The sequence below is a fragment of the Microbacterium sp. KUDC0406 genome (genome assembly GCF_021582875.1).
Lineage (GTDB): Bacteria > Actinomycetota > Actinomycetes > Actinomycetales > Microbacteriaceae > Microbacterium.
Map to the genome: position 1 here is coordinate 1,519,084 of NZ_CP091138.1, position 13,587 is coordinate 1,532,670.

12 protein-coding genes and 1 pseudogene are annotated in these 13,587 nt (G+C 69.1%); 8 read left to right on the forward strand and 5 right to left on the reverse strand.

The genetic code is table 11. The annotated features are described in order from the left end of the window. Both L2X99_RS07680 and lysA read right to left on the reverse strand, forming a co-directional pair. Entirely contained in the window at positions 1-1,314 is a 1,314-nt protein-coding gene (locus tag L2X99_RS07680; RefSeq protein WP_236124280.1) for a homoserine dehydrogenase, read from the reverse strand. Beyond that, on the reverse strand, positions 1,311-2,747 hold the full coding sequence (gene lysA, locus L2X99_RS07685) for a diaminopimelate decarboxylase (protein ID WP_236124278.1): 1,437 nt from the start codon (positions 2,745-2,747) through the stop codon (positions 1,311-1,313). Before lysA ends, L2X99_RS07680 begins: the two co-directional genes overlap by 4 nt. Positions 2,748-2,929: 182 nt before the next feature. Between lysA and L2X99_RS07690 the strand changes: the two genes are divergently transcribed. Further along, complete coding sequence (locus L2X99_RS07690) at positions 2,930-3,976, forward strand: YihY/virulence factor BrkB family protein (protein ID WP_236124276.1); 1,047 nt, start codon at positions 2,930-2,932, stop codon at positions 3,974-3,976. A 4-nt stretch (positions 3,977-3,980) separates the two neighbouring features. Here the strand turns inward: L2X99_RS07690 and L2X99_RS07695 are convergent, their stop codons facing one another. The 3 genes and pseudogenes from L2X99_RS07695 to L2X99_RS07705 form a co-directional block, all read right to left on the reverse strand. After that, the gene (locus L2X99_RS07695) at positions 3,981-4,787 is read right to left on the reverse strand and encodes a DUF2993 domain-containing protein (RefSeq protein WP_236124275.1); all 807 of its coding nucleotides are present in this window, start codon (positions 4,785-4,787) and stop codon (positions 3,981-3,983) included. Between the two features lie 21 nt (positions 4,788-4,808). Further along, positions 4,809-6,472: pseudogene (gene argS, locus L2X99_RS07700) on the reverse strand (arginine--tRNA ligase). Between the two features lie 32 nt (positions 6,473-6,504). Then, positions 6,505-7,512, reverse strand: a complete 1,008-nt coding sequence (locus L2X99_RS07705; RefSeq protein WP_236135816.1) for an N-acetylglucosamine kinase — start codon at positions 7,510-7,512, stop codon at positions 6,505-6,507. 18 nt (positions 7,513-7,530) lie between these two features. Between L2X99_RS07705 and L2X99_RS07710 the strand changes: the two genes are divergently transcribed. The 7 genes from L2X99_RS07710 (at position 7,531) to L2X99_RS07735 (ending at position 13,563) form a co-directional block, all read left to right on the forward strand. Then, positions 7,531-8,529 (forward strand): MurR/RpiR family transcriptional regulator, encoded by a 999-nt coding sequence (locus L2X99_RS07710; RefSeq protein WP_236135817.1) that lies wholly within the window; start codon positions 7,531-7,533, stop codon positions 8,527-8,529. Next, a complete protein-coding gene (locus tag L2X99_RS07715; RefSeq protein WP_236124270.1) occupies positions 8,526-9,278 on the forward strand; it encodes a sugar isomerase domain-containing protein in 753 nt (250 codons plus the stop codon). Before L2X99_RS07710 ends, L2X99_RS07715 begins: the two co-directional genes overlap by 4 nt. A gap of 101 nt (positions 9,279-9,379) precedes the next feature. Beyond that, the gene (gene ngcE, locus L2X99_RS07720; RefSeq protein WP_236124268.1) at positions 9,380-10,795 is read left to right on the forward strand and encodes an N-acetylglucosamine/diacetylchitobiose ABC transporter substrate-binding protein; all 1,416 of its coding nucleotides are present in this window, start codon (positions 9,380-9,382) and stop codon (positions 10,793-10,795) included. Continuing rightward, entirely contained in the window at positions 10,792-11,133 is a 342-nt protein-coding gene (locus L2X99_RS18235; protein WP_329608145.1) for a hypothetical protein, read from the forward strand. Before ngcE ends, L2X99_RS18235 begins: the two co-directional genes overlap by 4 nt. 8 nt (positions 11,134-11,141) lie before the next feature. Then, positions 11,142-11,816 carry a carbohydrate ABC transporter permease gene (locus L2X99_RS07725; protein ID WP_329608146.1) on the forward strand — a complete coding sequence of 225 codons (675 nt, stop codon included), beginning with the start codon at positions 11,142-11,144 and terminating at the stop codon, positions 11,814-11,816. 89 nt (positions 11,817-11,905) lie between these two features. Further along, a complete protein-coding gene (locus L2X99_RS07730) occupies positions 11,906-12,721 on the forward strand; it encodes a carbohydrate ABC transporter permease (protein WP_236126879.1) in 816 nt (271 codons plus the stop codon). 23 nt (positions 12,722-12,744) lie between these two features. After that, a complete protein-coding gene (locus L2X99_RS07735; RefSeq protein WP_236124265.1) occupies positions 12,745-13,563 on the forward strand; it encodes an SGNH/GDSL hydrolase family protein in 819 nt (272 codons plus the stop codon). Positions 13,564-13,587: the final 24 nt, after the last annotated feature.

A 13,587-nucleotide genomic window follows, 5' to 3' on the forward strand; every position in this document is an offset into this window, starting at 1 on the left:
TCACTCCCCCTCGACGCGCAGGACCGACACGACCCGCTCGACGACTTCACTGGCCGCCAGGCTGTCCACGGTGGCGCTGAGCGCCTGATCCGCGGCGCGGTGCGTGCCGATGATGAGGCGGGCCGTACCGCCCTCCTCGCCGTTCGGCTCGGCCACGGTCTGCAGCACCGTGGCCACCGAGACGCCGCCCTCGCTGAGCAGCCCTGCGACCGTGGCGAGCACGCCCGGTGCATCCGAGACCTCGAGCGTGATCTGGTAGCGCGTGGTGACGTGGCCGATCGGCACGACCGGCAGGTTCGCCCTGGTGGACTCCCCCACGCCGGTGCCGCCGGCGATGTGGCGGCGGGCGGCGGAGACGACGTCGCCGAGCACGGCCGACGCGGTCTGCACGCCGCCGGCGCCGGCGCCGTAGAACATCAGCGGGCCGGCCGCCTCGGCCTCGACGAACACGGCGTTGTTGGCGCCGTGAACCGAGGCGAGCGGGTGCGAGCGCGGCACCAGGGCGGGATAGACCCGCACCGAGATCGACTCGGCGCCCTCGTCGATCAGGCGCTCGCAGACGGCGAGCAGCTTGATCACGAAGCCGGCGGCCCTGGCCTCCTCGATCATGTCCGCGGTGATGCTCGTGATGCCCTCGCGGTGCACCGCCTCGAGCGGCACGGCGGTGTGGAAGGCGAGGGATGCCAGGATCGCCGCCTTCTGCGCGGCGTCGTAGCCCTCGACGTCGGCCGTCGGGTCGGCCTCGGCGTACCCCAGGCGCTGGGCGTCGGCGAGGACGTCGGCGAAGTCCGCGCCCTCGGAGTCCATCCGATCGAGGATGTAGTTCGTGGTGCCGTTGACGATGCCCATGATGCGCACCACCCGGTCGCCGGCGAGCGAATCGCGCAGCGGACGGATGATCGGGATGGCGCCGGCGGCCGCCGCCTCGTAGTACACCGAGGCGCCGACCCGATCGGCGGCCTCGAAGACCTCCGGCCCGTGCGTGGCCAGCAGAGCCTTGTTCGCCGTCACCACGTCGGCGCCGGCGCCCAGGGCGAGCAGCGTGTGCGCACGCGCCGGTTCGATGCCCCCGATCAGCTCGACGACGATGTCGGCGCCGGTGATCAGCGTCTCGGCATCGGTCGTGAACAGCTCGCGCGGCAGGTCGACGTCGCGAGGCGCGTCGATGTCGCGCACGGCGATGCCGGCCAGCTCGAGTTCGGCACCGGCGCGGTCGGCGAGCTCGTCGCCGTGCTGCAGCAGCAGTCCGGCCACCTGGGATCCCACGGCTCCGGCGCCCAGCAGCGCCACTCGAAGTCGTCGGTACTCGGTCATCTCTCTCCTTCGGACGTCTGCGTGGGATCGGCCCCGGAATCGGACTCCGGTATGCCGGCATCGCGGGACAGCAGGTCGGCGACCGTCTCGCCGCGCACGATCAGCCGTGCCGCACCGTCGAGCACCGAGACGATCGGCGGACGCGGGACGTGGTTGTAGTTGCTCGACAGCGGGGCGCAGTAGGCTCCGGTCGCCGGCACCGCGAGCAGATCGCCCGGTGCGGCGTCGGCGGGCAGGTACTCGTGGTCGACGACGATGTCGCCGGATTCGCAGTGCTTGCCGACCACACGTGAGAGGACGGGCTCCCCGTCGCCGGCGCGGGACGCCAACCGGGCCGAGTACTGCGCTCCGTACAGCGCGGTGCGCGCGTTGTCGCTCATCCCGCCGTCGACGCTGAGGTACCTGCGGGCGCCGTTCTCGAGGACCACGTCCTTGATCGTGCCGATCTCGTAGAGCGTGACGCCGGCGTTGCCGATGATCGCTCTGCCCGGCTCGAACGACAGCGCCGGAACGTCGATGCCGCGCGCCGCGCAGCCCTCCGCGACGGCGGTGACGATCCCCTCGGCGAGCTCGCCGACCGGTGCGGGATCGTCGACGCGCGTGTACGCGATGCCGAAGCCGCCGCCCAGGTTCAGCTCCGGGACCGGGCCGTCCTCGAGCAGGACGGCGTGCAGGTCCAGCACGCGGGAGGCCGATTCCCTGAAGCCGGCGACGCCGAAGATCTGCGAGCCGATGTGGCAGTGCAGCCCGACGAACTCCAGCCCGGGGATCTCCCGGATGCGGGCGACCACGGCCTCGGCATCCGCCAGCGGAAGACCGAACTTCTGATCCTCGTGGGCGGTGGCGAGGAAGTCGTGCGTCTCGGCGTGGACGCCGCTGTTCACCCGCAGCATCACACGCACCCTCGCGCCGGCGCGAGCCGTGATCGCCGCCAGGCGCTCGATCTCGATCGCACTGTCGATGATGATCGTCCCGACGCCGACCTCGACGGCACTCTCCAGTTCGGTGACGGACTTGTTGTTGCCGTGGAAGCCGATGCGGGACGGCTCGACGGACGCGGCGAGCGCGACCTGCAGCTCTCCGCCGGTGCAGACGTCGACGTTCAGACCCTCTTCGACCATCCAGCGCGCGACGACCGTGGAGAGGAACGCCTTGCCGGCGTAGTAGACCCGTGCGGTGGTGCCGTGCGCGGACGCGGCCGCCTCGAACGCGTCCCGCAGGGCCGCTGCCCGTCGGCGCACCTCGCCCTCGTCGATGACGAGAAGGGGCGTGCCGTACGAGCGGACCAGATCCGCGACGGGTGCCCCGCCGAGCACGAGCGCTCCTTCCGCGTCGCGGTGCGCGGATGCCGGCCACACCCCCTCCGCGAGATCATCGGGATCGTCGGGCACGGCCAGCCATTCGGGGGCGAGCGCGGTGGGGGCGGAATGCACGGGGCAGGTCACCAATCGTGGGAGGGATCCTCGGGCGGGAGCGGTGCACGCCGCGAGGTTCCCCCGATTCTAATGGGATGCTTCGACGTCCCCGGTTCTCATGAAGCGGGCCCCGTGTCTGTGACGACGCCCGTGTCAACCCCCGGCGCATCGGCGTCGCTCCGCGTTAGGGTGGCCGCAACATGGTCACCGATTCGCAGTCCGACAGTCCTGGCGCTCTGGCCACGGCGCGCACGAAGCTGATCCGCGCGGCGCTGCGCCTGCGCGTGGTGCGTGCGGCACTGCTGCACTTCGGACGCCGGGGCCCGATGCTGGCGGACGCGGTGACCTACCGGGCCCTGTTCAGCGTGTTCGCCGCCGTGCTGCTGGGCTTCTCGGTCGCCGCCCTCTGGCTCGCCGGCAACGATGACGCCTGGAACGCCGTGGTATCGGCCGTGGATGCGGCACTGCCCGGACTCATCGCCGGCGAGGGCGGGAGCGGGATCGTGGATCCTTCCGCCATCCGGGCTCCCGCCGGGCTCTCCGTCGCCGGAGCGCTCTCGGCGGTGGGCCTGATCGGCTCGGCCCTCGGCGGGATCGGCTCGCTGCGCGTCGCCGTGCGGACGATCGCCGGGACGTCCTCCGAGGATGTGCCCTGGCTGCGCGCGACGGCCCGCAACCTGCTTCTCGCGGTGATCGTCGGCGTCACCTTCGTCGGCGCTGCAGCGCTGACCTTCGCCAGCAGCCTCGCAGTGCGGGGCGCTGCTGCCGCGCTCGGCATCTCCGGGGACTCCGCAGGTGTGTTCTGGAGTGTGCGGGTCCTGTCGCTCCTCGTCGTGCTCGCGCTGAACGCCGTGCTGATCGTCGCCGCGTTCCGGGCCCTGTCCGGAGTGCGCGCCCCGTGGCGCAGCACGTGGGCCGGTGCCCTCGGCGGCGCGGTCGGACTCCTCGTGCTGCAGGAACTGTCGGGCCTGTTCGTCGGCGGAGCGAAGGCGAATCCGCTGCTGGCGTCCTTCGCCTCACTGCTCGCACTGCTGATCTGGCTCAACCTCTCCACGCAGGTGATCCTGCTCGCGTCGGCCTACATCGTCGTGGCCACGGAGGAGCCCACGGATCGCGTTCTGCACGTGCACGGCGCGCAGACGCTCGCCCAGCATCGACTGCGCCGCGCCGAACAGGATGTCGCGATCGCGACATCGGCGCTTCGCAGCGCGCAGCGCGCAGCGAAGCAGGAGAACGAAGAGGCCTGAGACCTCAGGGACAGGTGCCGTTCTCCTGCAGCGCCGGGTCGATGCCGATACGCCCGTCCACCTCGACGTCGGCCACGGCGGTGTCGCCGGCGATCGTCAGATCCGTCAGCACGAGGCCGGCCGGCAGCTGGTCGGCGATGCAGATCCGGTGGGTCTCGGACAGGCCCGACCCTATCCCGCCGAGCCTGTCGGCCAGTTGCGCGAGATCGAGATCGATGCCGCCGAGCGTCGCCGACACGGGAGTGAGCAGCAGCTCGCCGGCATCCGCGCCCGGTGTGACCGTGAGCGACATCGGAATGGACATCCCGAGCACCGGTACGCTGCCCGCGACCGTGACATCCGGCGCATCGAGGGTGACCTCGTCGATCGGCAGGTCGGACTTCTCCACCAGTGCGGCGAACTGGTCCTCGGCGATGGTGACGGTGCCCGCGGCCGAGCCGATCTCACCGGCACCGAGCGGGATGCCTCTGGCCGTCACGTCGACGGCCCCGGTGATGCCGCCGACCTCGACGCTGTCGCTGGAGATGTCGAGCCTGCCGAGCCGGCCGGAGATCAGCTGCGGCACCAGCAGCCCCGAGGTCTGCACATCCAGCTGCTGGTCGGCCGGCAGGTCCAGGTTCTCGATGACGAGGCTGCGCACGACACCGGGGACGACGGCCCGGGCGACGAGCTCGGCGGCCACGGCCAGTGCCGCGAGCACGACGACGACGATCAGCAGCACCCACGGCCAGCGCGATCTGCGCTTCGGCTGCGCGGCGGGCACGAGGTCGTCCGGCAGCGGCAGGGTGTGGTACGCGGACGTGTCGCTCACCCGGTCATCCTCTCCGGCCCGTCACATGCGCTCGGGCGCGCCGACGCCGAGCAGTCCGAGCCCGTTGCGCAGCACGACGCCGGTGGCGTCGTTCAGCCACAGCCGGGTGCGGTGCACGGATTCGATCGGGTCGTCGCCCTGCGGGATGACGCGGCAGTTGTCGTACCAGCGGTGGTAGAGGCCGGCGAGCTCCTCGAGGTAGCGCGCGATGCGGTGCGGCTCGCGCACCTCGGCTGAGAAGGCGACCAGGCGCGGGAACTCCTGCAGCGCCCCCAGCAGAGCGGACTCGGTCTCGTGGGTCAGCGTCTCGGGGCGAATTCGCCGCGGTCCACGCCGGAGTCGGCCGCGTTGCGGGCGACGTTGTGGGTGCGGGCGTGCGCGTACTGCACGTAGAACACCGGGTTGTCGTTGGTGCGCTTCTGCAGCAGCTCGGGGTCGAGGTCGAGCGGCGAGTCGGCGGGCGACCGCTCCAGCGAGTAGCGCAGCGCATCGGTGCCCAGCCAGCCCAGCAGGTCGTCCATCTCGATGATGTTGCCGGCGCGTTTACTGAGTCGCGCGCCGCCGATCGAGACCATCTGGCCGATGAGCACCTGGATGTTCTTCTCCGGGTCCTCACCCGCCGCGCCCGCGACGGCCTTGAGCCGGTTCACATAGCCGTGGTGGTCGGCGCCGAGCAGGTAGATCTTGTTCTGGAAGCCGCGATCGCCCTTGTTCAGGTAGTAGGCGGCATCGGCGGCGAAGTAGGTGTACTCGCCGTTCGAGCGGCGGATGACGCGGTCCTTGTCGTCCGTGAAATCCGTGGTGCGCACCCACACCGCGCCGTCCTCATCGAAGAGGTGCCCCTGCTCGCGCAGCCGGTCGACGGCCTGGTCGATGAGGCTCGTGCCGTTCTCGTCGGGGGCGTGCAGCGTGCGCTCCGAGAACCACACGTCGAAGGGCACGTTGAACCGGTCCAGCGAGTTCTTGATCTCGGCCAGCTGGTACTCGTAGGCGAGATCGCGGGCCACGACCAGCTGCTCGTCGTCGGGCAGTCCGAGCAGGTCCGGACGGGCGTCGAGGACGCGGCCGGCGAGTGTCGCGATGTACTCCCCCGGATACCCGCCCTCGGGCGTGGGCTCGCCCTTCGCCGCAGCGACGATCGACGCCCCGAAGCGGTCCATCTGCACCCCGGCGTCGTTGATGTAGTACTCGCGCACGGCGTTCGCCCCGCTCGCGAGCAGCAGGCGCACGATGGAATCGCCCAGCGCCGCCCAGCGGGTGTGCGCGATGTGCAGCGGACCGGTCGGGTTCGCCGAGACGAACTCGACGTTCACCGAGACGCCGGCCTGCGAGTCGTTGGTGCCGTAGGCGTCGCCGGCATCGACGATCGTCTTCGCGAGGGCACCGGCGGCGGCCGCATCCAGCCGGATGTTCACGAAGCCCGGGCCCGCGACCGAGGCCTCCGCGATGCCGTCCGATTGCACGAGTCCGTCGGCGACCAGCTGCGCGAGGTCGCGCGGATTCGTGCCGAGCCTCTTCGCCAGGCGCATCGCGATGTTCGATGCCCAGTCGCCGTGATCGCGGTTGCGCGGACGCTCCAGCACGATGTCGGATGCCGTGATGCCGGCGTCCTCCCCGGGTCGCAGCGCCGCCGCGATCGGTGTGATGACGGCGAGGATCTCCTGGGCGAGCGTTTCCGGGTTCATAGACCTCTCAGTCTACGTGCTGCACCCGCGCGTCATCGGGCACGTGCCGCGGCGACCGATGCCGCCAGCCGCGCGTGCCCCGGGGCATCGACCTCGACGCCTGCGTGCCGCAGGGCGAGCACGGCCGACCCCAGCACACCGTCGGCCGAGGGGATCACGCGCACGCCGGCGTCCAGGGCGGCCACCCGATCCGCGAACACCTCGGCGAGCGGACCGGGCTGGGCCAGCACGCTGCCGCCCACGACCAGCGGCCCCGTGCCCTGATACGCCGCGGCGAACGAGTGTGCGAGGAGCTCACCCGCCTCGATCAGGATGCCCCGTGCGATCGGATCGTCCGATGCGGTGAACACCAGTGGGGCGAGCCGTGCGAGCTCCACCGGCCGGCCGCGGTAGATCTGGCGGATGAGCGCCTCCAGCAGCACCGGACGCCCGTATCCGAGCGACGGCGCCGGTTCGATGTCGAGAGCCTCGAGCACCGCCGACGTGAGCGCGGTCGGCTCACCGCGTCCGTCGAGATCCTCCACCGCTGCCAGCGCTGCGCGATGCCCGAGCCAGAATCCGCTGCCGCGATCGCCGAGCAGCCAGCCCAGGCCGTCGACGGTGCCCACGAGCCGTCCGGCCTGTGCCCGGATCACCGACGCCCCCGTTCCGGAGACGATCGCGTATCCGTCGGGTTCGGCGGTGCCGGAGAAGTACAGCGCGAGCAGATCGGACTCGAAGACCAGCTCGCTGACGAATCCCGCGCGCTGCAGCGCCTGCAGCAGCCAGTGCTCCTCACCGCTCGCGCCATGACCGGCCGCCGCCGCGACGATCAGTCCGACGTCACCGGCATCGCGCCCGGCGGCACGGAGCGCCTGCGACACCGCGTCCACGACGTTGTCCCCGGCGAGCTGCTCCCCGGCGGACGTCGGATTGCCGCTGCCCGACTTCCCGTATCCGAGGCACTCGCCCTCCCTGGTGAGGAGCGTGGCCCTGGAGGACGTGCCTCCGGCGTCGATGCCGACGATCAGCCGGTCGCGATCGGATTGTGACGTGATCATCGTTGACCTTTGAACGGAATGAGAATAGATTTCGGAAAGACGCTTACCAAACGTATGCGGTTTTCACTGGAGGCAATGGTGCCACGGACCACCCCGACCGGCAAGGATGTCAGCATCGCGCGCCGGATCGACGCCGGACGCTGGCGCATGCCGGCCGCCATGGCCAGGGTCGCGGACGTCGTGGACCAGCATCCTTCCGCGCCGCTCGAGTGGACGATCAGTGAACTCGCGGCGCGCGCGCACACGTCCGCGGCGACGGTCACCAGGTTCTGCCGCCTGATCGGATTCGACGGCTACACCGAGCTCCGCGTCCGCGTCGCCTCCGAGATCGGTCGGGCGAGCGCGACCGAAGAGACCCCCCGCCGCGCGCGTCGGGTCCTGGGAGAGAACGATCCGCCCGACGTGCTCATGCAGACCCTCCTCGAGACGCACGGTCGCGCCATCCAGGCGACCGCCGACCGGATCGACCTGTCGGCCGTGGAACGCGCGGCGAAGGCGATCTCCAGCTGCGATCATCTGGACATCTACGCCGTCGGCTCCAGCGGGACGATGGCCGCCTTCCTCCGCGATCGCCTCTACCGGATCGGCGTGAACGCCCACCTCTGGACTTCCGCGCACGACGGCCTCACCTCTGCCGCGCTGCTCGACAGCACCAGCGCCGCCATCGGCATCTCCACGACCGGCAGCACTATCGACACCGTCCAGATGCTCTCGCGTGCCGCCGCATCGGGAGCCTTCGCCGTGGCGATCACGCAGGACGCCCATTCCGCGCTGGCCGATGCGGCGGACGAAGTGATCACGACCGCCGCCCAGGCACCCGACGTCCGGCCCGACGACCTGTCGGCACCGCATGCGCAGCTCTTCGCCATCGATCTGCTCTACTTCGTGGTCGCGCAGCAGGACTTCGCCGCATCGAGGGCTCGGCTCGAAGACACCGCGCGAGCGGTCGCCGGGCTGCGGCGTCCGCGATGGCGCTCCACGGCACACCTGCCCCGAGGAATCCAGGAGATCCGATGACAGCCACTCCCGCCGACCTGCTGCGCGAGGCCACCACGCGCCTGCAGAGCATCACCGCACTCGCCGAGAGCGGCGGCCTGGACGGCGCCGTCTCGCTGCTCACCCGCGCCCTCGAGGACGGCGGGGTGATCCACGCCTTCGGCACCGGGCACTCCGAGGCCTTCGCGATGGAGATCGCGGGGCGCGCGGGCGGACTGATCCCGACCAACAGGATCGCGCTGCGGGACCTCGTGCTGCACGGCGACAGGGAAGCGGACATCCTCACCGCCGCGCTCGAGCGCGAGCCGTGGCTCGTGGACGAGCTCATGTCGCTCACTCCGGTCGGCGAGCACGACGTCTTCGTGATCGCCTCGAACTCCGGAGTGAACGGCTCGATCGTCGGCGTCGCGCTCTGGGCGAAGGAGCACGGACACCCGGTCATCGCCGTCACCAGCCTGGACCACACCGCGAAGGTCGAGCCGAAGCATCCGAGCGGGAAGCGCCTCAGCGAGGTGGCCGACGTGGTGATCGACAATCTCGCCCCGTACGGCGACTCCACGCTCGAGGTGACCGAGGGCATCGGCGCCGGCGCGATCTCGTCGATCACGGCGGCCTTCATCGCACAGCTGCTGACCCTCGGGGTCGCCCGTCAGATCGCCCAGACCGGCCAGAAGCCACCCATGTACATCTCTGCGAACATCCCGGGAGGAGACGAACACAACCACGTGCTAGAAGAGCTCTACGCGGGGCGCATCCGACGCGGCGGCTGACGCCGCAGGATCGTTATCCAACGAGAGCCCCGATACGAATACCCTGGGCCGCAAGGCCACCACAACCACATATCCCATACACCAGGGAAGGTAGTCACAAGATGGAAATCGAGAACACCTCCATCAGCCGCAGGAACCTCCTGCGCGGAGCCATCGCCACGGCGGCACTGGTGCCGTTCGGCATGACGCTCGCCTCGTGCGCAGCACCCGGCGGCAGCACCGGCGGCGGCGAGAAGGGCGAGGTCACTGCGGACAACCCCTTCGGCGTCGCGGCCAACTCCAAGGTCGACGCGGTCATCTTCGACGGCGGCTACGGCGTGGACTACGTCGAGAACGCGGCGAAGATCATGGAGGGCAACAAGAACCTCGACGGCGTGACCGTCAAGGTCTCGTCGTCCACCAAGATCGCGCAGGAGCTGCAGCCCCGCTTCGTCGGAGGCAACCCGCCGGACCTGATCGACAACTCCGGCGCGAACTCGATCGGGTGGAACACCATCCTCGACCAGCTCGAGGAGCTCGACGAGGTGCTCGACTCCGAGAATCTCGAGGGCACGAAGATCAGCGACACGCTGTTCGGCGGGGTCAAGGACCCCGGCACGTTCGATGGCAAGTTCGTCGCGCTGAACTACGTCATGACGGTCTACGGTCTGTGGTACTCCGACAGCCTGTTCCAGGCCAACGGCTTCACCGTGCCGAAGACCTGGGAGGACCTGCCCGCGCTGGGCGCGGCCGCCAAGGCGAAGGACAAGTACCTGTTCCTGTGGGGCAAGGAGGCGGCGACGTACTACCAGACCCTGGTCATCGACTCCGCCATCATCCAGTCCGGCGACGATGTGCGCCTGCCGCTGGAGAACCTCGACCCGAAGGCCTGGTCGCACCCGTCGCTGCAGGGCATCCTCACGATCCTGTACGACCTGATCAAGTCGGGCTACATGAAGCCGGGTGGTGCGGGAACCCAGTTCACGCAGGCCCAGTCGCAGTGGAGCCTCGACCAGGCCGCGCTGCTGTACCCCTCGGGTTCGTGGATCGAGAACGAGATGAAGAAGCAGACGGCGCCCGACTTCAAGATGATGGGCATCGCCGAGCTTCCGCTGGACGGCAGCCAGACCACCCCGGCGGGCACCGCGCGCGCCGAGGCCGGCGAGCCGTTCATCGTTCCGACGAAGGCGAAGAACCCTGCCGGCGGCAAGGAGCTGCTGCGCACCATGCTGTCGAAGGAGAACGCCACCTGGTTCGCCAAGAACAAGCTGGCCCCGACGATCGTCAAGGGCACCGTGCCCGATGACGGTTTCGGCTCGACCGCACTGGTGTCGCAGTCGAAGATCCTCGAGGCGGCCGGCGACAACGTGTTCACGTTCAAGTCCACCAACCTGTACGGCATGAACTCCGACCAGCTGCCGATCTGGAACTCGTTCCTGGCCGGCGGCATGACGGTCGCCGAGATCACCAAGCAGCTGCAGGCTCTGGTGGACAAGGTCGCGAACGACGACTCGGTGACGAAGATCGAGATCAAGTGAGCTATTCGACTGCCAGCGGTGGACCGGGGCTGCAGACAGCCGCGGTCACCGCAGCACGCACGGGGCGCCGCAAGGCGCCCCGTGCGGGGCTTCCGCGCAAACTGACGTTCGACTACGCGTCGTTCCTGCTGGTCTTTCTCGGACTCCCCCTGGCGATCTTCCTGATCTTCGTGATCTCGCCGTTCGTCCAGGCGCTGTACTACTCGATGACCAACTGGACCGGCTTCTCGCCGAACATGGCGTTCGTCGGCCTGAACAACTTCGTCAAGCTGTTCAACGACCCGATCTTCATGCAGGCCATGCGCAACAACATCCTGCTGGCGATCGTGGTCCCCTGATCACGATCGTGATCGCCCTGATCTTCGCGAGCATGATCACCGTCGGCGGCCCGAGCCACGGTCAGGTCCGCGGGCTGAAGGGCTCGAGCTTCTACCGGGTGGTGTCGTTCTTCCCGTACGTCATCCCCGCGATCGTCATCGCGATCCTCTGGAACATGATCTACGCCCCGACCGGCCTGCTGAACGGCGTGCTGGGCCTGTTCGGAATCGACACGAACCAGTTCGCCTGGCTCGGCGAGGAGAGCACCGCCATGGGTGCGACGATCTTCGTGATCGTCTGGAGCATGGTCGGCTTCTACATGATCCTGTTCATCGCCGCGATCAAGGGCATCCCCTCCGAGACGCTCGAGGCCGCGCGGATCGACGGCGCCGGCCGGTTCCGCACGGTCACCTCGATCCTGCTGCCGCAGATCCGTGACAACGTGCAGACCGCGTACATCTACCTGGGGATCATGGCCCTGGACGCGTTCGTCTACATGATCGGACTGAACTCCACCGGCGGCCCGTCGAACACCACCCTGGTGATGAGCCAGTACCTGTTCCGCACTGCGTTCGAGAAGGGCCAGTTCGGCCTGGCCACGGCCATGGGCGTGGTTCTCGCCGTCATCACACTGCTGTTCGCCGCCATCGTGATCGGCGTGTTCCGCCTGATCGGCGGCAAAGACGAAGGGGGACGCTCGTGAGCACCGACACGCGCGCCGCTGTGACGATCGACCAGAGGCGGGGCTCCGCTCCGCAGGTCCACACGACGAAGTCGACGGTCAGCGATAAGGTGGTCGGCGGCGTCTCGCACGTGATCCTGGCGATCTGGGCGATCGTCGTGATCCTGCCGATGCTGTGGACGCTGCTCGGCTCGTTCAAGACGACGGCGGAGATCTTCAAGTCCCCGTTCGGGCTCCCCGCGAGCTGGAATTTCGACAACTACGTCAGCGCATGGTCAGGGAACAGCTTCGGGCGGATGTTCCTGAACACCGTGATCGTCGTCGGCGTCTCACTGGTGCTGGTGATGATTCTCGGCGCCATGTGCGCCTATGTGCTCGCCCGGTTCTCGATCCCGGGAAGCCGGGTGATCTACTACCTGATGCTCGCAGGTCTCACCTTCCCGGTGTTCCTCGCCATCGTCCCGCTGTTCTTCATCCTGCAGGGAATGGGGCTGTTGAACACCCTGCCGGGGCTGATCCTGACTTACGTGGCGTTCGCGCTGCCGTTCACCGTGTTCTTCCTGTACTCGTTCTTCAAGTCCCTGCCGTTCGAGATCCAGGAGGCCGCGTACGTGGACGGTGCGAGCGAGTGGCGGACGTTCTTCCAGGTGATGCTCCCGATGGCCAAGCCCGGCATGGCCGCCATCGCGATCATGAACTTCCTCGGTCTGTGGAACCAGTTCCTGCTGCCCATCTCGCTGAACACGGACCAGGACAACTACGTGCTCTCGCAGGGTATGGCCGCCTACGCCTCTTCGGCGGGCTACGCGCTGGACTTCGGTGAGATGTTCGCCGCCGTGATGATCACGATCATCCCGGTGCTGATCGTCTACATCCTGTTCCAGCGTCAGCTGCAGGGCTCCGTGTCCCAGGGCACGTCCAAGTAGCCGGCGGGGCTTATCCTCGGATCATGACTCCGCCCTCCCGTCGTCCACGCATCCAGCTGCGTGGCGCGATCCTCATCGGCGCCGCCGTCCTCGTGACGGCGGCGTCGATCGGGTTCGGGATGCTGCGCCCGCACGCCCCGGATCCTGTCGCCCTGTCCGCCTCCGGCGTCGCGAACGCCGAGGCCCCCGCTCCCCTTGTGCTGCCCGAGCATCCCCGCATCCTGGTCTTCGGCGACTCCTGGACCTACGGCTCGGCCGCGACGCCACCGACCGACGGGTACGCCTACCGCCTCGCCGATCTCATGGACGGGACGACGATGGTCGACGGCGTGCGCGGCAGTGGCTACCTCAAGCCGGGCATCGACGGCCCGGCGTACGGTCCGCGCATCGACCGGCTCGATCCCGCCCTGCACCCCGACGTCATCGTGATCGAGGGCTCGATCAACGACCGCCGTCTGCCGGCGACGGGCTATCGCGCGGCCGTGGACTCCGCCTGGGACCGACTCGCGGACATCTACCCGGATGCCCGCATCGTCGTGCTCGGTCCCGCGCCGCAGGTGCTGCCCGTCGAGCAGGCGACAGCGCGCATCGACCGCGATCTGCAGCAGCTCGCCGCCCAGCGCGGCTGGTGGTACATCTCTCCCGTGCAGCAGCACTGGATCACGCCGCAGAATTACGCAGGGATCATCGACACCGGTGCCGGGCGCGATCACCCTTCGAACGACGGACACCGTTATCTCGCTGACAAGGTCGCCGCAGCCCTGAAGGAGATGGCGGCTGCTCCGGTCACGGTCGCCGTGGAGCCGGCCGAGACCGTGCAGCCGGTCGCGCCGGGCGAGTAGCACGGGTCGCCCGGTGCAAAAGCA